Source organism: Pelorhabdus rhamnosifermentans (genome assembly GCF_018835585.1).
Lineage (GTDB): Bacteria > Bacillota > Negativicutes > UMGS1260 > UMGS1260 > Pelorhabdus > Pelorhabdus rhamnosifermentans.
Map to the genome: position 1 here is coordinate 131,282 of NZ_JAHGVE010000010.1, position 18,288 is coordinate 149,569.

The 18,288-nt window shown below is 39.1% G+C and carries 20 protein-coding genes, 1 tRNA gene and 1 pseudogene; 15 read left to right on the plus strand and 7 right to left on the minus strand.

Annotated features, from left to right (window positions below):
* The first annotated feature begins 82 nt into the window (after window positions 1-82).
* Complete coding sequence (gene larA / locus Ga0466249_RS13865; protein WP_215830051.1) at window positions 83-1,363, plus strand: nickel-dependent lactate racemase; 1,281 nt, start codon at window positions 83-85, stop codon at window positions 1,361-1,363.
* Window positions 1,364-1,863: 500 nt separating this feature from the next.
* Window positions 1,864-2,390, plus strand: a pseudogene (locus tag Ga0466249_RS27810) (MBL fold metallo-hydrolase).
* A 92-nt stretch (window positions 2,391-2,482) separates the two neighbouring features.
* On the opposite strand, the gene Ga0466249_RS13880 reads toward Ga0466249_RS27810, so the two are convergent.
* Entirely contained in the window at window positions 2,483-2,704 is a 222-nt protein-coding gene (locus Ga0466249_RS13880; RefSeq protein WP_215830054.1) for a helix-turn-helix domain-containing protein, read from the minus strand.
* Window positions 2,705-2,987: 283 nt separating this feature from the next.
* Complete coding sequence (locus Ga0466249_RS13885) at window positions 2,988-3,368, minus strand: helix-turn-helix domain-containing protein (protein WP_215830055.1); 381 nt, start codon at window positions 3,366-3,368, stop codon at window positions 2,988-2,990.
* A 154-nt stretch (window positions 3,369-3,522) separates the two neighbouring features.
* Between Ga0466249_RS13885 and Ga0466249_RS13890 the strand changes: the two genes are divergently transcribed.
* The 4 genes from Ga0466249_RS13890 (at window position 3,523) to Ga0466249_RS13905 (ending at window position 7,158) form a co-directional block, all read left to right on the plus strand.
* Window positions 3,523-3,711: a helix-turn-helix transcriptional regulator gene (locus tag Ga0466249_RS13890; RefSeq protein WP_215830056.1), complete on the plus strand. Its 189-nt coding sequence runs from the start codon at window positions 3,523-3,525 to the stop codon at window positions 3,709-3,711.
* Between the two features lie 195 nt (window positions 3,712-3,906).
* Window positions 3,907-4,293, plus strand: coding sequence for a Rid family detoxifying hydrolase (locus tag Ga0466249_RS13895; RefSeq protein WP_215830057.1), 387 nt, complete (start codon window positions 3,907-3,909; stop codon window positions 4,291-4,293).
* A gap of 79 nt (window positions 4,294-4,372) precedes the next feature.
* Window positions 4,373-5,707 (plus strand): aromatic amino acid transport family protein, encoded by a 1,335-nt coding sequence (locus Ga0466249_RS13900; RefSeq protein ID WP_215830058.1) that lies wholly within the window; start codon window positions 4,373-4,375, stop codon window positions 5,705-5,707.
* A 128-nt stretch (window positions 5,708-5,835) separates the two neighbouring features.
* Window positions 5,836-7,158, plus strand: coding sequence for an L-cysteine desulfidase family protein (locus tag Ga0466249_RS13905; protein ID WP_215830059.1), 1,323 nt, complete (start codon window positions 5,836-5,838; stop codon window positions 7,156-7,158).
* A 134-nt stretch (window positions 7,159-7,292) separates the two neighbouring features.
* Here Ga0466249_RS13905 and Ga0466249_RS27545 read toward each other — a convergent pair whose 3' ends face one another.
* Window positions 7,293-7,940 carry a GntR family transcriptional regulator gene (locus Ga0466249_RS27545; protein ID WP_312889775.1) on the minus strand — a complete coding sequence of 216 codons (648 nt, stop codon included), beginning with the start codon at window positions 7,938-7,940 and terminating at the stop codon, window positions 7,293-7,295.
* Between the two features lie 362 nt (window positions 7,941-8,302).
* Between Ga0466249_RS27545 and Ga0466249_RS13915 the strand changes: the two genes are divergently transcribed.
* The 3 genes from Ga0466249_RS13915 to Ga0466249_RS13925 all read left to right on the plus strand — a co-directional run bounded on the left by Ga0466249_RS13915 (window position 8,303) and on the right by Ga0466249_RS13925 (window position 11,451).
* Window positions 8,303-8,812, plus strand: a complete 510-nt coding sequence (locus Ga0466249_RS13915) for an L-2-amino-thiazoline-4-carboxylic acid hydrolase (protein ID WP_215830060.1) — start codon at window positions 8,303-8,305, stop codon at window positions 8,810-8,812.
* Between the two features lie 25 nt (window positions 8,813-8,837).
* A complete protein-coding gene (locus Ga0466249_RS13920; protein WP_215830061.1) occupies window positions 8,838-10,103 on the plus strand; it encodes an L-cysteine desulfidase family protein in 1,266 nt (421 codons plus the stop codon).
* A gap of 217 nt (window positions 10,104-10,320) precedes the next feature.
* Entirely contained in the window at window positions 10,321-11,451 is a 1,131-nt protein-coding gene (locus Ga0466249_RS13925; RefSeq protein WP_215830062.1) for a YkvI family membrane protein, read from the plus strand.
* Window positions 11,452-11,650: 199 nt separating this feature from the next.
* Here Ga0466249_RS13925 and Ga0466249_RS13930 read toward each other — a convergent pair whose 3' ends face one another.
* Window positions 11,651-11,809 (minus strand): hypothetical protein, encoded by a 159-nt coding sequence (locus tag Ga0466249_RS13930; RefSeq protein WP_215830063.1) that lies wholly within the window; start codon window positions 11,807-11,809, stop codon window positions 11,651-11,653.
* Between the two features lie 294 nt (window positions 11,810-12,103).
* Between Ga0466249_RS13930 and Ga0466249_RS13935 the strand changes: the two genes are divergently transcribed.
* A tRNA-Val gene (locus Ga0466249_RS13935) sits at window positions 12,104-12,178 on the plus strand.
* 41 nt (window positions 12,179-12,219) lie between these two features.
* Here Ga0466249_RS13935 and Ga0466249_RS13940 read toward each other — a convergent pair.
* The 3 genes from Ga0466249_RS13940 to Ga0466249_RS13950 form a co-directional block, all read right to left on the minus strand.
* The gene (locus tag Ga0466249_RS13940) at window positions 12,220-13,500 is read right to left on the minus strand and encodes a tyrosine-type recombinase/integrase (RefSeq protein ID WP_215830064.1); all 1,281 of its coding nucleotides are present in this window, start codon (window positions 13,498-13,500) and stop codon (window positions 12,220-12,222) included.
* 110 nt (window positions 13,501-13,610) lie between these two features.
* Window positions 13,611-14,690: an ImmA/IrrE family metallo-endopeptidase gene (locus tag Ga0466249_RS13945; RefSeq protein ID WP_215830065.1), complete on the minus strand. Its 1,080-nt coding sequence runs from the start codon at window positions 14,688-14,690 to the stop codon at window positions 13,611-13,613.
* Complete coding sequence (locus Ga0466249_RS13950) at window positions 14,690-15,295, minus strand: helix-turn-helix domain-containing protein (protein ID WP_215830066.1); 606 nt, start codon at window positions 15,293-15,295, stop codon at window positions 14,690-14,692. The genes Ga0466249_RS13945 and Ga0466249_RS13950 overlap by 1 nt, the downstream gene beginning before the upstream one ends.
* Before the next feature lie 271 nt (window positions 15,296-15,566).
* Between Ga0466249_RS13950 and Ga0466249_RS13955 the strand changes: the two genes are divergently transcribed.
* The 5 genes from Ga0466249_RS13955 to Ga0466249_RS13975 all read left to right on the plus strand — a co-directional run bounded on the left by Ga0466249_RS13955 (window position 15,567) and on the right by Ga0466249_RS13975 (window position 18,178).
* Window positions 15,567-15,806: a helix-turn-helix domain-containing protein gene (locus tag Ga0466249_RS13955; protein ID WP_215830067.1), complete on the plus strand. Its 240-nt coding sequence runs from the start codon at window positions 15,567-15,569 to the stop codon at window positions 15,804-15,806.
* A 23-nt stretch (window positions 15,807-15,829) separates the two neighbouring features.
* Window positions 15,830-16,918 carry a ParB N-terminal domain-containing protein gene (locus Ga0466249_RS13960; RefSeq protein WP_215830068.1) on the plus strand — a complete coding sequence of 363 codons (1,089 nt, stop codon included), beginning with the start codon at window positions 15,830-15,832 and terminating at the stop codon, window positions 16,916-16,918.
* Window positions 16,919-17,353 carry a hypothetical protein gene (locus Ga0466249_RS13965; RefSeq protein ID WP_215830069.1) on the plus strand — a complete coding sequence of 145 codons (435 nt, stop codon included), beginning with the start codon at window positions 16,919-16,921 and terminating at the stop codon, window positions 17,351-17,353.
* A gap of 74 nt (window positions 17,354-17,427) precedes the next feature.
* The gene (locus Ga0466249_RS13970) at window positions 17,428-17,979 is read left to right on the plus strand and encodes a hypothetical protein (RefSeq protein ID WP_215830070.1); all 552 of its coding nucleotides are present in this window, start codon (window positions 17,428-17,430) and stop codon (window positions 17,977-17,979) included.
* Entirely contained in the window at window positions 17,966-18,178 is a 213-nt protein-coding gene (locus Ga0466249_RS13975; protein WP_215830071.1) for a helix-turn-helix domain-containing protein, read from the plus strand. Before Ga0466249_RS13970 ends, Ga0466249_RS13975 begins: the two co-directional genes overlap by 14 nt.
* The last annotated feature ends 110 nt before the right edge of the window (window positions 18,179-18,288 follow it).

The window sequence follows — 18,288 nt, forward strand, 5'->3', positions numbered from 1 at the left end:
ACTGAACTATACTGCTTTTAACATTCGAATGTAATTTTGGAATAGCTATTTTACTAACTAATTGGAACACAGGAGGGTAATTATGGAATATGTTAATGTAAAATTACCTTATGATAAAAAAGAAATTATTGCAAAAATAAAAAGAGATAATTTGCAAGGCATTCTGGTTTCCCAAGCAGAAAATTACCAGACTACTTTGTCCCAAAATGAAATTGTAGAAGCATCACTAGATAATCCGATCGGTTCCCCTAAGTTGGAATATTTAGTACGTGGCAAGAAAAATATTGTTATAATCAGTTCAGATCATACCCGCCCCGTTCCGTCGAAAATCATTACGCCAATTTTACTCCGACGTATTCGCAGTGTTGAACCTAAGGCAAATATTAAAATTTTGGTTGCTACAGGTTTTCATCGTCCATCGACTCGAAAAGAATTAATCGATAAATATGGTGAAGACATTGTAAACAATGAGCAAATTGTTATGCATGTTTCAATAGACGATGCTGCCATGGTAAAGATAGGTACGCTTCCGTCAGGCGGTCCGTGTATCCTAAATCGAACGGCTGTCGAAGCTGATCTTCTTATTTCCGAAGGGTTTATTGAGTCCCACTTTTTTGCAGGCTTTTCAGGCGGACGCAAGTCGGTATTGCCCGGAATTGCGTCCTATAAAACGATTATGGCAAATCATTGCGGCGAGTTTATACATTCCAGCAAGGCACGCACTGGAAATCTAAAGTATAATCCTGTTCATGAGGATATGTTGTATGCGGCAAAAACAGCAAGTCTTAAATTTATTTTAAACGTTGTGCTTGATGGAGATAAACAAATTATTGCTTCCTTTGCCGGAGATCTTGAAAAAGCTCATCAAACTGGCTGCAATTTTGTAGAGAAACTTGCCAAAGTTAAAAAGATACCTTGCGATATTGCTATCTCAACAAATGGCGGTTATCCGCTTGATCAAAATATTTATCAGGCCGTCAAAGGAATGACAGCAGCAGAAGCTACCAATAGGGAAAAGGGCGTTATTATTATGGTAGCCGGTTGTGCGGATGGTCATGGCGGGGAAGGATTTTATAACAATCTTGCTGAGGCCGCGACACCGGAAGAATTTTTGGAAAAGGCCATTCATACCCAACGCCAAGACACTATTCCAGATCAATGGACTTCACAGATCCTTGCTCGTATTCTTTCCAAGCATCATGTTATCATGGTTTCGGATCTTGTTGATCCGAAACTGATTTCAGGTATGCATATGGAACTTGCCACAACTTTTGAGCAGGCGTTGAAACGCGCCTATGAAATAGAAGGCGAAGATGCTAAAGTAACAGTTATTCCCGATGGCCTTTCAGTAATTGTAGAATAGATAGATAAGTATGATAATATGCATTATCACTAGCATTGCATAAAAAATTTAAGTATTTGTCAACTATCAACACAAATAACGATTAGACAAAATATTTAGAATCAGCTTTATTCCTATTACATCAAAAGCAACACTGGAACAAAGGTAATCGATAAGTATTGTTTTACTACCCGTGATCCGATTACAATGACAGCCCAAGATGTTATTAAAGCTTGCCGAAAGGCGCCGAAATCAAAAATCATTGCTGTCCATATGGAAGCCATTAATCATTGCCTTTTATCACGGAGTGAATTGTATACTTGTCTTCAACAAGAAGGGTTAGTAGATCAAGTATTTATTCCTATGGATGGAGAGAAAATTACATTATTAAGCTAGTTAATTGTAATAAAACCCTCGTAGTTGCAGATTCATTACGAAGCAAAGGGACATTCATTTTGCTTCTACTATCATGCCATCTTAAGTGTTCTGGCAAAAGCTTGATTGTTAAGAGGTATATAAGTATGACACAAAAAAAGACACCGTCCCATGATCATTCTGATCATAGTTATACTCAAGCGGTACAGGGAGAATTTTTTCATGTAACTAAGACGGGAGATTTTTCTCATAAAAGGATTGAAATTACTGGCGTAGCCACTTTCCATGACGATCAAAATGGTGCTCAGCGCGGGAAAAACATCATTTACAAGTTCATTATTGATGGAATACATATTTGTCATGCGGGGATTTAGGACATTTATTGACTCCGGAGCAGGTGAAAGAGATAGGCCATGTTGACGTTTTGTTGATGCCTGTAGGCGGATTTTATACCATCGGACCCGATCAGGCGGTAGAAGTCGCTAAAATGCTACAACCATCGGTAATTATACCCATGCATTTTAAAACAGAGGTTATGAACTTTCCCATCGCAGGGGTTGAAAGTTTTCTGCAAAAAATGGGGGGCGGTCAGCGAGAGGGCAAACAGGAAGTCGAGTTTGACAAGGAAGGCCTGGGTTCAGCTCCAGGCGTGATGGTTTTGGAATATGCGTAAAGAGTTACTTTAACTAAGATTATTATATCAATCAAGGCCAAATATGATAAAAACCTACTGCATTTATTTTGTAGTAGGTTTTTTGTTGCTTTTTATTTTTCCGGTTTATCTGATCGACTTACAAGATAATCAAGGGATACTTTAAAATAGTCGGCCAAAACGATAAGAACTTCATAATTGGATTTAGAATCATCTTTTTCGTACATAAATATGATCCGGCGTTTGACACCTATTTTTTTCGCTAATTCTTCCGCTTTTAGGTTATGTAGTTTTTTCAATAGCTTATCGTTCGCTGAAATTAGGCATAAAATCATATAATCATTTTCTTTCTGGTTTGTCGGATAAGCCAGCCAAATAGTCCAGCGACACATTGAAATAATTGGACATAGCTACAAGAGTATCAGCAGAGGGTGAAGTCATATACTGTTATACCAGCAAAAGCGAATAGGACAAGCCTTGCGGAAAACTTTGTAACCATCAAAAGAAGCAGCTGCTTAATGCAATACAAAATGAGCTTTAAAATTGGCTAATCAAAATGCCAATTTTAAAGCTCATTTTTATGCAATGGAAAATATGTAATTTTCCATAAAACGGGGATTAACTATTTTTATCTGTGTTTTGTTCATCTACTCCAAACAATGTTTCAAGAGCCTTCCGCTTTTCAGGCGGAAGTTTTTCTAATTTACGTGCGATTTCTAAAAGTTTAAGATTTTGAGGAGATGCTTCTTTTGATGATTTGAGAGTTATTATTTTATCTTTTTCAGTAAGAGGTTTGGAATCATTTGTGCGTTCTAAAAGGTAATCGGTGGTGACATCAAAGAATGATGCCAACTTATTTAGTATATCAAAATCAGGTTGGCGTTTATTTGTCTCATACATAGCCAATGTACTGTAACCAATTTTGATTAAATTAGCTAAAGCTCGTTGGGTTAGTTCGCGATTTTCGCGAAGATATTTTAATCTTTCACCAAAACTCATATAACATCACCTACACTAATAATATCTCACATTAAGTGAGCATAACGGAAATGTTCACAAAAAGTGAAGAAATAATTCAAAATACTTGACTTGCTCGCATAACGTGATAATATAATATATGACAAGTTCACAAAACGAGAGCGGGAGGTGTATTATGAACGGCGTAACATTGGCAGATCTACGGACTAATAAAAAATTAACCCAACGTGAATTAGCTCAAATCATTAACGTTGCTCCATCTTCAATAGCTATGTATGAATCTGGCGAAAGAACGCCGTCATTGGGAAGGGCTAAAGAAATAGCAAAGTATTTCAAAGTATCAGTAGAGTCGATTATTTTTTGATCTTCTTGCTCACAAAATGCGAGCGAGCAAGAAGTGGCTTGTCATCTACTTTGCTGAATCAACTATTGTCTGGGGGATTGCATTGAATGAATAATTAGCTATTTTTGTCAAGTTGTAAACAAAGTTTGGTTGGTTAATTTAGATGGAATGGGTGTAAGGAATGGTCTGTCCTACTAAAAATCTGGAGGTATGAATATGCAAGAAATTATCGAGAACAAAGAAGCTTCACGGGTAATAGGGCCTTATTCATCGGTTCGAAAGGTTGGTGGCTTTCTGTTTGGCTCAGGTCAAAGCCCCATCAATCCCAAAACAGGGGAACTTGTCGACGGAGGAATTACAGCTCAAGTAACACAAGTCATGGAAAATATTAAACAGCTTTTACTTGCAGCGAAACTAGATTTTGCGGATGTTGTCAAAACGACGGTATTTTTAATTCATATGGAGGATTTTACGGCGGTCAATGAAATTTATGGACGTTATTTTGTGGACAAGCTGCCTGCGCGTTCTTGCATTGCTGTGGCAAGCTTACCCAAAGCAGCTTGCGTCGAAATCGAATTTATTGCTTTTCGTAATGAACAGTAGGCAAGGATATATTTTTGCCGTTAATTAACGAAATATTAGCGAAAGTCGTATTAGTTTGGGAATAGAGGAGGTATGATTAATGAATTTATTCGCCTGTAAAGAAGCCGTTGCTTCAGACTTTTCTTCTAGTCGTCTAGCGGCGCGGTCCGGTTTAACAGATGAAGAATGGCGCAAGGCCATCCGTTTCGATGGAACGGATTGGGGCTGGGTGATTATGAGTATTGGCATGGCCATTGGTGCCGGCATTGTCTTTTTACCTGTCCAAGTCGGGCTGATGGGGTTATGGGTCTTTTTATTTTCGGCAGTCATTGGCTATCCGGCCATGTATTTGTTCCAAAGACTTTTCATTAATACCCTGGCCGCTTCGCCGGAATGCAAGGACTATCCCAGTGTGATTAAAGGCTATCTTGGTAAGAACTGGGGGATATTCTTAGGCGCCCTGTATTTTATTATGCTCATCATTTGGGTATTTGTATATTCTACAGCCATTAACAACGACAGTGCTTCGTTTTTACAGTCCTTTGGCGTCACGCAGACACTGCTCTCGAAAAATCCTTTGTATGGATTGGCACTCATTTGTGGTCTTGTGGTTTTGGCTTCGCGGGGTGAAAAGGCCTTGTTTAAAATTGCCACAGGCATGGTGCTGACGAAGTTACTTGTTGTGGCTTTTCTCGGTCTGCTTATGATCAGTCATTGGAATCTGGCCAATGTCGGAGCGCTCCCGCCCCTTGGTAAATTTCTGCACGATACGGTGGTGATGCTGCCCTTTACTTTGACATCCATTCTGTTTATTCAAAGCTTAAGCCCCATGGTCATTTCCTATCGATCCCATGAAAAGTCGATTGAAGTCGCACGTTACAAAGCCATGCGGGCCATGAATATTGCCTTTGGTATTCTGTTTGTGACGGTATTCTTTTATGCTGTGTCGTTTACTTTGTCTATGGGTCATGAGCAGGCTGTCGCGGCTTATCACGCCAATATTTCGGCCTTAGCCATGGCAGCGCAGGGCGGAGGACAACAGTCGGTAAAAATATTCAGCTTGATCCTCAATATTTTCGCCGTCATGACGGCCTATTTCGGTGTGTATCTGGGATTTCGCGAAGCCTGTCAGGGATTGGTCATGAATTTGGTGTGCCGGATCATGCCTGAGGAGCGAATCAATAAAAACATGGTAGGCTATGGGATCATGATTTTTACTGTTCTTATGTCTTGGGGAGCTATTGTACTTAATGCGCCAGTACTCAGTTTTACATCCATTTGCAGTCCCGTCTTTGGTTTGGTTGGCTGTCTGATTCCGGCGTACCTCGTTTATCAGGTCCCGTTATTGCATCAATACAAAGGATTATCGTTAAAAATTATTATTGCCACAGGTATTTTGCTTTGTATATCACCTTTCTTAGCCTTTACGTCCTGAAAAAGGACAAGCGTTTACGGAAAAGTTTAATTACTAAAATACGAGCACTTTGAATTTTTTTGAAATACTGAGAAAAAAAGAGCATTTAAGAGAAAAACCTATAGTTATATAGGGAGGAGTGTTTTATCATGCAAGAAAATAGTACAACCAAAGTTCGTTCCTTATGGCAGGAAATGGTCAAGGCCGTTAAGCAGGAAGTCGTTCCAGCTGTCGGCTGTACCGAGCCGGTCTCCCTGGCGCTTGCGGCGGCCATGGCAGCTGAGCGGCTGGGGAAACCGGCGGAGAAAATCGAAGTCCGGGTTTCAGCCAATATGATGAAAAATGGCATGGGAGTGATTGTGCCCGGAACCGGAATGGCTGGGCTGCTCATTGCCGCAGCTGTCGGTGCTTTGGGCGGTGATCCGCAAGGAAAGCTGGAGGTGTTAAAAAAGCTGACACCGAAGCAAGTCGAAGCAGGGAAACGTATGGTGGCTGAAAAACGCGTGAACATTGCTATTGCCGATGTGCCCAATGTTCTCTACTCCGAGGCTAAGGTGTTTCACGGAGAGGCGTGGGTCAAAGTCTGCATTGCTGACAACCATACCCATGTGATTCGCATCGAACAAAATGGTGAGCTTGTCTATCAAGCCGAGGAACAAGAAGAGGCGGCAGCGGAAGAGGCAGCCTACTCACTTGCCGGAGTGAGGGCCCGTGATGTATTCGAATTTGCGACGCAGGCCCCGCTGGAAAGCATCGCATTTATCCGCGAAGCCGCGCGGATAAATGATGCTCTGGCTGAAGAGGGCATGAACGGACGCTACGGGCTGCATATCGGTGCCATGCTCAATAGGCAGATTGAACAAGGCTACTTGTCAGACTGCTTGATGATGCGTGTATTGATGCTGACGACAGCCGCGTCTGACGCCCGTATGGGCGGCGCACCCCTTCCCGCCATTACCAATTCCGGATCAGGCAACCAGGGCATTGCCGCAACAGTGCCTGTCAGCGTAGTGGCTAGGCAGCTAAAAGCCGATGAAGAAACATTGACAAGAGCCTTGATGTTGTCGCATATGATGGCTATTTATATTCATAGTAAACTGCCCAAACTGTCGGCTTTATGTGCCGTAACAACGGCATCCATGGGAGCGGCGGCAGGCATGGCGTGGCTGCTCAGAAAAGAATTTTCAGCTGTGAGTATGGCTATTTCCAGTATGATCGGCGATGTGGCAGGCATGATCTGTGACGGAGCAGCGAATAGTTGCGCCATGAAAGTATCGACAGCCGTAAGTGCGGCATGCAAAGCGGTACTCATGGCGCTGGAAGGAACAAGAGTGACAGGGGACGAAGGAATTGTTGCCGACGATGTGGATGTTTCCATTGCCAATATCGGGGACTTGGCCTGTAAAGGCATGGTACAGACAGATGATCAAATTTTACAGATTATGCTGAATAAATCACTGGATCAGGCATAGGTAAGAAAGCAAATATGATTCGAATAAAGCGCAAAATTTTACCGCCTCTAAAACGAGGCGGTTTTTGTATACATCGAACAGGAAAACAGTAGAAATAGCAATGGACCAGCTACTGAGCATGGCAAAGGACTTGCTTATTTACTATTCTGATCAACCGGGGTAGGAGCAATGGCGGGAAGCAGAAGGTTTTCAATATCTGCTTTTAAAATGGTCACAGCCGTTGCAATTTCGCCCTTTTCCAGATAATCAACTAAAGCCAAGTGCAAATCCATGGTGACGGAATGCTTTTTCTGTACGAAAAAGATCGTCTGGATATTCAGGGCGTCTTCTAAGAGCTTATAGGCATAATGGTTGCCATAAATAGAGAACAATTTCAGATGAAACTGGCAATTATAGTGCCAGTGGGCCATGAAATCATTGGTCGGACAGTTGGTGTAGTCCGCACAGATGGCTCGTAATTCTTTGACCCAAGATTCATCGATATAGATACAATAACTTTCTAAAAAAGAAGATTCCAGAGCAGAGCGGAATTTAATGATTTCCAATAATTTTTGTTGGCTTGGTTGAAGAATTTTATATCCCTGTCTCGGAATACTGGAGAGAATATAGGTTCCAGTCAGCTGGGTCAGTGCTTCCCGTATGGGTGCACGACTAACACTATATTTTTCCATCAAAAATTTTTCCGTCAGGATGGTATCAGTAGGATATACTCCATTGATAATATCAGAAAACAAAGCATCATAAACTTGGTCCTTTAATGTGTTGCAGATTATTTTTTTCACAGAACTATCTCCTTACTTCATTGCCCAATATAACATTATATATTTAAACAGGAAGGATAGTCAATATAAAAGGAATAGAATTTCATAAATGACAGCAAAAATTAGCATTGTAGTCATATCACGAAATAACAAATACTACTTTATTTTGGTTTAAAATGCAGTTCGAATGCAGTCGTTGTGTAGAACGCTTAATATAATACAATAATATTGTATACATATGTTAAATTATATTGCTTATCACACCTTTTACTGATATGATTAGGACATATACTCGAGTATACAAATGTTAGTAATTATCAGCGTGAACATCAGTAATTTACAACATTGTCGTGATCATATCACAATGAAGGAGGAGAAAGAATATGATTGATAACAAAATTAGTATCAAAGGTGACCCGATCGTAGACATTCAGAGAGGTGCAATCGGACATCGTGCAACCTGGACCGGCTTAACATACACCAAGGCCAGAGCAGCAGGAAAGGCAGAAGAAGCAGAAAAAATCATCCGTGAAGCGATTGTAGAAACAGGTAAGATCCAGGGGGCTGAAATCAAATCCAATTGCCAGAAGCCGGAGAATGTTACGTGCTTTGTAGAGACTTTCCTAACTCCGAATGTCGTAAAGACTTTTGAAGTTGAATTCAAGACCAAAACCGAAGATAAAGTGGAGTTGGAATTCCATCACTGCCCACTGCTGAAGGCATGGCAGGATTTAGGCTTTGATGATGCAACCTGCGAGAAATTATGCGATATGGCTATGGATGGCGACAGAAGCATTGCCAAAACCATGGGATTTGAGTTCTACTTGGGAGATACCATTGCTAACGGAGGCAAGACTTGTCAAATGTCTTATTCAAAAAAAACAAATAATTAAAGTATTGCCTAAAGGAGATTTTTCAATGGATAAGATGCAATATGATAATTATATTAAGATATTAAAAGAAGAACTGATTCCGGCTATGGGATGCACGGAACCGATTGCTATTGCGTTTACAGCTGCAAAGGCAAGAGAGGTTCTTGGGCAGATACCGGAATGGATGGTTATTCGTTGCAGCGGCAATATTATTAAAAACGTGAAGGGCGTTGTTGTGCCCAATTCCGGCGGTCAGAGAGGCGTTGAAGTGGCAGCCATCTTAGGCGTTGTCGCAGGAAAGGCAGACCTGGAGCTTGAGGTCATCAGCCAAGTGAAACAGGAAGACATCGATAAGACCAGAACGTTATATAGCCAGGGAATTTGCAGATGTGAGTTGGAAGAAGGGGAAGAAAATCTTTTCATCCGCGCAGAATTGAAAGCCGGACAGGAAACGGCAGCTGTGGAAGTCAGAACTAAGCACAACCACATTGCCAAAATTGAAAAAAATGGTCAAGTGGTATTTGAGAAGCCTGATATTGTAACTCAAGAGTCAGGGGATAAGTCAAAGCTTAATATCAAGGACATACTTGAGTTTGCTAATGAAGTAAGCTTGGATGATGTAAGAGAAATCATCAGTAGACAGATTAAGTATAATTCTGCTATATCAAAAGAAGGCTTAACGCATAAATGGAGTGCACAGGTGGGACAGACTCTCCTTAAATTTGGCAGCAATGATGTTCGGATCAGGGCTAGAGCGGCAGCGGCAGCAGGCTCGGATGCAAGAATGAATGGCTGTGCCCTCCCGGTAGTCATTAACTCGGGAAGCGGCAACCAAGGGATCACCTGTACAATGCCGGTTGTTGTTTACGCTGAAGAGCTGAAAGCAAATGAGGATACCCTTTATAGGGCTCTTGTTCTGACCAACCTTCTGTCACTGCATCAGAAGCGTTATATTGGAAACCTGTCTGCTTACTGTGGAGCCGTATCAGCCGGAGCAGCTGCTGCTTGCGGAATTGCCTATCTGAATGGTGCTGATTATGATGTCATTGGAAAGACTATCATCAATGCTTTGGGGAATGTGGGCGGCATTGTGTGTGATGGAGCCAAGGCTTCTTGTGCTGCAAAAATTTCCAGTGCAGTAGACGCTGGTATCATGGGGTATGAAATGGCAAAACGCGATTTGGTCTTTCAATTCGGAGAAGGACTTGTGGAAAATGATTACGAAAAAACAATCCAGAACATCGGTCGTATGGGTCGCCAGGGCATGAAATCCACCGATGTTGAAATCCTTAATATTATGATAGGAAAGTAATTTCTGAATCAGGACTATCGATTTAGCCTGTAGGATGCTCAGCGGCTATAAGCCGCTGTTCCCTGCCTCAGAAAAGTTTGTTTCACGCACTGCGTTAGCAACTTATTTCAAAAGTGGATGAGTAGAAGTTGTTAAAAACTGAACTTTTTGAATTCTTGATGAAAAATGCTATAAGAAACCTTGCGCTAACTAACTCAAAATACAAGGAGTGGTAAAGGTGGAGAAAGAATTAATTAGTTTAAAAAAAGTAGTACTTCTTGCGGGTGCATTAAGTGCATATTGGATTGGATCCGGGTTCGCAACGGGACAGGAGGTTTTACAATTCTTTACAACGAGCGGAACAAATGGGATTATAGCAGCATTGATTTTTCTGGTTATAACAAGTTTCTTAACATATGTTTTATACGGAGTTGGCCAGAAAGAGAAATTTGACAATCCATATGACGTTTTTGAGTATTATTGCGGCAAATTTCTTGGTCAAGTATATATATGGTATAGTGTAGTATTGGTGTATGCAATATTTGTGGTTATGCTTGCAGGCGGTGGGGCAACAATTAATCAATATTATGGAATACCGTCGTATATAGGTACAGGCGCTATAGCGCTTCTTGCATTGGGTACAGTATTGCTGGGAGTAGAAAAGCTTATTGATATAATAGGTGTTATAGGGCCTATAAAAATAATTTTTGTGGCAATAGTAGGTATAGCTGGGATGATTACTCTTATTGGACAGCCTACTTTATTGTCGGAAGGCAGCAGCCTTATGCCGACATTAGGCTTTAAATCCGCTTCTTCAAATTGGGCATGGTCAGGAGCATTGTATGCCTTTCTTGCTCTTATGGTTAGTATACCCTTTCAGGTTGATTGCGGAGCGTCGGCAGGAAATCTAAGAGAAGCAAGAACTGCAGGCGTTGTCGGAACTATCGCTTTTACTGTTGCGATTATTTCGCTGGTAATAGGTGAGCTGGTTTATTACAAATTGATTATTGGCCAGCAAGTTCCTACTTTAGCGATTGCTAATCACATATCTCCTGTTTTAGGATTAATTTTTTCAGTATTAATCGTACTCAGTATCTATTCAGCAGTGGCTTCCTTTCTTTTAATGACGGTTAGAAAGTTTGCCGCAGATAAAACCAGTAAATTTAAAATCATTGCAGCGGTGCTGACCGCGATCGGTATGTTCTTTGGCGGGGTATTTCCCTTTGATAAACTGGTAAACATTTTATATCCTTTGGCAGGATATTCGGCCATTGTTTTCGCAGGCTTTGTGATTTATAAAGAATTATGTGAAAAGAATGGGAAATCTAAGGCTGAAAAAAAGAATAATGAAGTGGAACCTAATATTTAATAGAAAGCCAGGGATGATTTGTTGAACATTTTGCAATAACCCGCTTGATTTTTCAGGTGGGTCTATTTTTATTTAAAATAGAGATTTTTTAATCCAATAAAAAGGACTCTACGTACTACATTACGTGGAGTCCTTTTGGTATGGAAATGTTTGTTCAATTTACGAGCGTTGAAATGAGAATACAGTATTTGTCTCTAATTTATTCTTGTGTTGAAATATCAACAGAGTATGCAGGGCCAATTGAATCTGGTGTTGTGCCTGAAGCGATCGTATCAATTGATTGACTTAGGGCTTCTGTAGATTGATTCAGTGCAGTTACAGCAGATAAAGCAGCTGTATTAGTAGCAGTAATAGGCATAAATCATTCTTCTCTTTCTATAGCTAATTTTGAAAATCGAAGCAGTAATGTTTAATAAAGATCTGCTTGTGCAGAAAATAAGAGTCTAAAGAAAGTAACGTTGTTGAAGTTGCTAATCGTTTACGAAGTATCATTTCCATCAATTATCCTTCATAACCATTATTATCCTACAATTTGTAAATGTCAATGCTTTTTATGTGCGCGTGTTTCTTTTGTTGGACAGGGGGAAAATTCCAGGAATATACTTGCATTATGGAAACCGGAGGTTTATAATATTTCATGTGAGTGTTATATGGGGTATTAGCTCAGTGGGAGAGCGCTTGATTCACATTCAAGAGGTCACTGGTTCGAAACCAGTATACCCCACCAGGAAATTCAAGGCTTTGAGGCATTTTGCTTCAAGGCCTTTTTTATTTTTCTAATCCCTTTTCTAATCCTTCTATATTTTTGTTGCCGAATATTTTATCCATTACGTTGGCGGGTTCATCAATCATATCTTTGGTAACGTGCTGATAATAATTTGCAGTGAATGAAGCTTGCCTATGCCGCAATTGCCGTGAAACCACTTTGGTATCCACTTTATTTCGCAATAATAAAGTTGCGTGAGTATGTCTTAAATCATGAAATCGAACTAATGGTAAGCACTGATGGTGTTTCTTTTGTTCAGCTGTTAACTTATCACATTTCTGAATGATTTCGATAACGCTGTTGTGCCTCTTTATCATTTTAGTGAATGCGTGATATAAGTGATCTGGATCTTGAGGAAGTCCGTTCGTCTTAGACCAAACAAAATCTACATCGTGATATGCGGGGCCCAAAGAAAGCTTGTTTTGTTTTTGAACGAGCTTTTCTTTTTTTAACAGATTAAGTACAACATTAGGTAATGAGATGAAGTTTTCGGATTCATCTGTTTTGACTTTTCCTAAAGTGAGCACAGTTTTAGATTTTTCCGTTGTCGTTTCCCATATTGGAATTACATTTCCCTTTTTTTCTTCTCTCGGAGCTGTCTCAACATCCATACGATCTAAGCTATGCTTAATAAAAGCTTTTTTATTTTTCAAGTCAATATCTTGCCAACGTAACCCGCAAACTTCGCCCCGGCGCAATGCGCATTGGATACCGATTATAGTAGGTAAGTATATCTCTGAATTTTGTAGAAGGTCCATTAAGTGCTCTGCTTCGTCTGGCGTAAGGGTAGCATTTTTAGGACGGTTTTTACTTGGAGCTTCTATTGCTTCACAGGGGTTATGAATAATTGATCGCCACTGAACTGCTTTTTTTAAAGCTGTTTTTAATGTTCCAAACCTACCATGAATAGTAGTGCTGGAAAGGCCGCTTTCTTCTTGTTTATTAAGCCATTTTTCAACTCTTAGCGGTGTTAGTTTGTCTAGGTCCACATTGCCGATCTCTTTGCATATAGCATCAACGTGATATTGATAAAACGCTACTGTGGAGGGACGTTTTTTAGGCTTAATTGCCGTATCCATCCATTCTTCCATAAACGATTTTAAGGTAACTTTGTTGCTAAACACCAGTTCACCGCGTTCCATATCAGCCCGAAGTTTGCGTTCTAGGCGTTCAGCTTCACGTGATGATGTGCCAGCTAAAACCCACTTGTATTTTTTCTTACCAAACTCATCACGATACATGACCACGGCGTAATAATTGTCGCCTTTCTTTTGAACAGACATAAAATACACCTCCTATTATTGATTTTATAATAAAACACAGCTTGTCCAATTGGATGGGCTGTGTTTTTTTAGTATTTGCATAAATTTTTGTTCATACTCTAGCAGGAAAGTTACTTGCTTTTTTTAAGTGCGTTGGAAAACGGATTCGTTAGGGGAATAAGTGCAGGGGGAATAGGAGGAACGGCTCTTTTTTCTTGCATTTCCATATCCCATGGTTTAAGTAGTTTTTGTTGAAAATATGTTGTTTCTGCGCCGCAATTTACACAGTAGCGGGCATTACCGTCGGCAATCGTTTCGCAGCATTGAAATTCTTCGTATCCATTTTCATAATAAACCGTTTTGCCCGCACATTTATTAACTAAATTAGTACCACAAATTTTGCAAATATTAAAATTAGAATCTATTTCTTCATTTTCACAGTGAGGACATTTTTTTGCTTTGCCATTTTGATCTAGATCCCATTTATCGTAAATCATTCTACTGCGTCTCCCCCAATTTATTTGTTTACTTCCACAAACAGGACAATATTTAGCCCCGGGAATAATAAAATAATGATTACAATTTTTACAACTTTTCTGGTAAATAAAATCGTAGAACTGATATAAAACTTGTCTTTCTAAATTAGTAATAAAGTCTCGTTTCGTTGCCATTTCAATTATTTTGGCAGCTTTATATTTTGAAGCTTCGGTAGAAAGTGCACATTTTTCGTGAATAGTTTCTGGCTGCTTCCATCCCGCGCGCAAGAGTACCATTTCCGGAGCTAATACCTTAGATGCAAAATGGTTAGCTTCTTTATCTAAAACTTCTAGATCCTCATTATTAAGTCCACCTCTACATAATTTTGTTTGTTCAAAATCAATAAAATGATGTAGAAAGATATGTCCCAATTCATGCATTAAAGTAAATCGGATACGATCTGATGATGAAATTTGATCATTATAGGTGATTTTATATTTGCCTGTTAATTCATCATAAACGGAATAACCATCTATTGATCCGCAAGCTTCACAAATATCTTGGACACTACATTCAAGTTTGTTGGCATGAAAACTATATGTTCTAATAGAACATCCGAATCGCTTGATGATTTCAATAGGAGAAACAGGGAGTGCTGAGATTTTATACTTAAGAAGAAAAGCTAGAGCCTTTTTACTTGCTAGGTTATATCTCGGGATATCTGGAATTATCATTAGTCTTCTTCAAGCATTGATTTAATGAGCTTTTTCAGTAAGGCTTCTTTAGTTGGGTCTTTGCTGAAACTTTTTCTAGCTAGGGCTCTAACGGCGGGATCATCAAAAACTGAAATTTGTTCATCTTTGATAACTAAATTTGTAGTTTCATTGGGAAAAACTTTTGTGAAGGTAGGCTCTGGCGTTTTTTCAGGATCGTAACCGGCAATTTCCAAAATCTCATTACGAGTAATAAGGGGATTAATTGGATTATTAGCCACAATTTTTTCAAGTGTTTCTAATGGTGGGAGATTTGGATAATTGTTTGTAAAAAGATTAAACATTTCATCTTCACTTACACCGGAATCTTCTGCAAATTGTTTAACGCTTCGTGAACCTTTAATAAAAACTAATGTTCCAAAAAGTCGACTTTTATCATAACCCAAAATTAGATAATCTGTAGATACTTTAAAAAATTCGGCTACTTTTTGGAGCTTGTCGGCAGATGGAGAGTTTTTATCCCAGTTATATATTGAGCCATTACCGAATCCTAATTCCTTCTCTAATTTAGGAACTGAAGTACTATTCTTTTTGCAAAGTAATTGAATATTTGCCAATATGCTCATTTAGATATCTCCTTTAATTTTAAAAAAATAACCGAATTTATACTAATAAAGTATTGACTACCCGAAAATTTACGGTTATACTTACATTAACAACCCGAAAATATACAAATCAAGGCAACAAAAAACCAGAGGGTAATAAAAACCCTTTAAAAAAATCGTTCCCCAACGACTTATATTTTTTTATTGTCTCTAATGACCATATTAGTATATTTTCAGTTGCTTGTCAATGTTTTAACTGTAATTATTTTCTAAAGAAAGGAGGTTTTATTTTATGCTTTTAGTTAAAAGAATTCAAAATCTATGCCAAAACAAAAATATGTCTTTACCAAAATTAGAACGAGAATTGAAATTTGGTAAAGGGTCTATTTATAACTGGGATACAAACTCGCCTTCAATTAATAAAGTTATAAAAGTTGCTCAATATTTTGGCGTAACCGTAGATTATCTAGTTATAGAAGATGATGTATTAGATGACGAGAGTGCCCATAGTAGTGTACGAGATTCAGCGTAACCAATTTTAAGGGTGTGAATAAATTGAAGAATACATATCAAATGATGCCAGATTTATCACCAGAAGACTACGCCGAACTTAAAGCTGATATTGACAAGCGAGGCGTACAGGTAGCCATAGAGTATGACGAAAAAGGCAATGTACTTGATGGGCACCATCGATTAAAAATTTGCAATGAATTAGGTATTACCGATTGGCCTAAGGTTGTCAGGGTGGGAATGACAGAAACGCAAAAACGTGAACATGCCCGCAAGTTAAACATGGCTCGCAGACAATTAAATCGGGAACAGCGGCAAGAATTAATCCGCCAGCAATTAAGGGATACACCGGAGAAGAGTGACAGGCATATAGCGTCCACGCTAGGTGTAGATCATAAAACGGTAGGTTCTATAAGGAATAACCTGGAATCTGTCGGGGAAATTCCCCAACAGGAAACAGTTATTACCAGTGATGGCAAAGAACGCCCCCGTCAAGTTCAACGTCAAGAACCTCCATTTCCAACTACCGAAGAAATCTTAAATACTCCTTTAACTTCACTTATACCAAAAGAGGAACCTGTTTTGAAATCGGTGCCGCTGCCGATAGCCGAACCGCCTGAGGAAATATCAAACAACATTTTTCCCACTTCATGGAACGAGCGAAATATTGATACAAAAATTTGTGAATTGTTAGGTACTACACCAAATGACTTAAAAAAAGCTGAATTTATCCGTAATTCGTGTAGCCCCAAAATTGTACAAGCCGTTGAAAACGGGAAATTAACCCTTGATGAAGCTTTAGAAACACTAAATAATTCTACAGAAGATAATATTATAAATACTCAACGCCAGGAACTCAAGCCTGCGTTTATTCAGAAAATCAAACCTGCCCCAGACCCGGAAGATAAAGAAATAGACCGACAGCATTATATATCTATGCAGATTCAAAAAATGATTTTTGTTCCGGCAGGCTATGAAAGTAGCAATATTGACGAAGCCGTCAGGATTTACCTTGAATGGACTCCCGGGGAATCAGCCGATGACAGCATTGAACGACTACATAGAGGGATTAAAACCTTACAAGATCTAGTTTCTGCATTTGAGCGTACCAAAAAATTAAAGGTGGTGAAATGATTGAGAATTGATCGTAAAGCAAAAGAATATGCAACTAATTTGGTTAGAGAAAATCCTTCAATAAAACAAGATGAAATAATTGAACGAGTTGTGCGTCAAGTTTTTCCTAGACCGGACTTGAAAGAATTGGAAACACAATGGGAAAAGAGAATGGCTGGGCAGGTTGTCTCTTGGTGTAAAGACGCAAGAAATATTCGTGTTGCATATGCCGCTAAAAATGAATTTGGAGAAACAGTTTATGAAAATACCGAGTTATCAAAAAACATAGAGAGATTGAATAATATCGGTAATGTTTTGCACAAACGAGCTAAAAAACTTATTCAGTCAACACGAAAAGTTAAACGTCAAGAGAAAAAAGTAATAGAGGAACTGGACATGTTCGCTGCTATGGAAGAAGCTAAAAGCATTAAAAAATCAGGCGAAAGTAAGCAATAAAAAAAGACCGCAATCATAGCGGCCTAAAGAAAAAGTCTAATTTAATTTTATCACATTTGGAGAGAAAGATATACATGGATAAAAAAATGTTGGAAGACATTATGGCACAGGTTAGTTTGAACGATCTATTTAGGCATATACGAAAGCGCGAGAAAGTAATGCTGGCTAGTAATGAAGACTTACGGCTTGTAATTACTGATATTGCAATGTATTCGGCTAACAAGAATGTTTATAATACGATTCGTTCCGGTCTTAAAATAACAGAAGAAAATGTCTGGTACTACAAAGGTGACCATGGCTTTGTTGTTACCGACCTAAAGAAACTGGTGCCGATTCCTTATTATAGAAAGACGTTAAAAACTTCAAAAAAAATCTTGGAATCTACTGAGCTAAACTGGTTGAATTCGCTCGTATTTGTTAGCAATAAATTACAATATGTCTACGTTGCAGAAGATGCACTTAATGTCATTTCTATACCTGAAACTATCGTACATGCAGGAGAAACCATCTCCGCAGTTGTTGTAAATGGAAGGCACTTAATTGCTCCAATAGACCCACCGAAAAATAACAAGTATTTACAGTCGTTAACTAACATAGATGGGAGATTATGTCATGACAATCCCTAAACAAATAACACCTAAAGACATATTATCCGCCGAGCAATTAGCTGAACTGTTAAGTGTTTCTAAGGACACCATTTATTCTATGGTTCAGCAACACAAAATTCCATGTCGACGTATTGGTAAGCAGCCAAGGTTTCCAATTTGGCTAATTATCGATTGGTTCAACGATTCGGCTAATTTATTAGAAAAAGGCCAAGTTTAATCCGGCTGCAATAAAAGTGGACAAGTCATAGTGAAAGGAGGTGAAAATTCATGAACGAAGGCACAGAAAAAAACGTCACTACTGGTAATAGTGACGAGGCAAATTTCAAA

Bases quoted from the DNA above. Each gene is read 5' to 3' on its own strand.
- larA (WP_215830051.1), top strand. From the start codon at position 83: ATGGAATATGTTAATGTAAAATTACCTTATGATAAAAAAGAAATTATT.
- Ga0466249_RS13880 (WP_215830054.1), bottom strand. From the start codon at position 2,704: ATGATTTTATGCCTAATTTCAGCGAACGATAAGCTATTGAAAAAACTA.
- Ga0466249_RS13885 (WP_215830055.1), bottom strand. From the start codon at position 3,368: ATGAGTTTTGGTGAAAGATTAAAATATCTTCGCGAAAATCGCGAACTA.
- Ga0466249_RS13890 (WP_215830056.1), top strand. From the start codon at position 3,523: ATGAACGGCGTAACATTGGCAGATCTACGGACTAATAAAAAATTAACC.
- Ga0466249_RS13895 (WP_215830057.1), top strand. From the start codon at position 3,907: ATGCAAGAAATTATCGAGAACAAAGAAGCTTCACGGGTAATAGGGCCT.
- Ga0466249_RS13900 (WP_215830058.1), top strand. From the start codon at position 4,373: ATGAATTTATTCGCCTGTAAAGAAGCCGTTGCTTCAGACTTTTCTTCT.
- Ga0466249_RS13905 (WP_215830059.1), top strand. From the start codon at position 5,836: ATGCAAGAAAATAGTACAACCAAAGTTCGTTCCTTATGGCAGGAAATG.
- Ga0466249_RS13915 (WP_215830060.1), top strand. From the start codon at position 8,303: ATGATTGATAACAAAATTAGTATCAAAGGTGACCCGATCGTAGACATT.
- Ga0466249_RS13920 (WP_215830061.1), top strand. From the start codon at position 8,838: ATGGATAAGATGCAATATGATAATTATATTAAGATATTAAAAGAAGAA.
- Ga0466249_RS13930 (WP_215830063.1), bottom strand. From the start codon at position 11,809: ATGCCTATTACTGCTACTAATACAGCTGCTTTATCTGCTGTAACTGCA.
- Ga0466249_RS13940 (WP_215830064.1), bottom strand. From the start codon at position 13,500: ATGTCTGTTCAAAAGAAAGGCGACAATTATTACGCCGTGGTCATGTAT.
- Ga0466249_RS13945 (WP_215830065.1), bottom strand. From the start codon at position 14,690: ATGATAATTCCAGATATCCCGAGATATAACCTAGCAAGTAAAAAGGCT.
- Ga0466249_RS13950 (WP_215830066.1), bottom strand. From the start codon at position 15,295: ATGAGCATATTGGCAAATATTCAATTACTTTGCAAAAAGAATAGTACT.
- Ga0466249_RS13955 (WP_215830067.1), top strand. From the start codon at position 15,567: ATGCTTTTAGTTAAAAGAATTCAAAATCTATGCCAAAACAAAAATATG.
- Ga0466249_RS13970 (WP_215830070.1), top strand. From the start codon at position 17,428: ATGGATAAAAAAATGTTGGAAGACATTATGGCACAGGTTAGTTTGAAC.
- Ga0466249_RS13975 (WP_215830071.1), top strand. From the start codon at position 17,966: ATGACAATCCCTAAACAAATAACACCTAAAGACATATTATCCGCCGAG.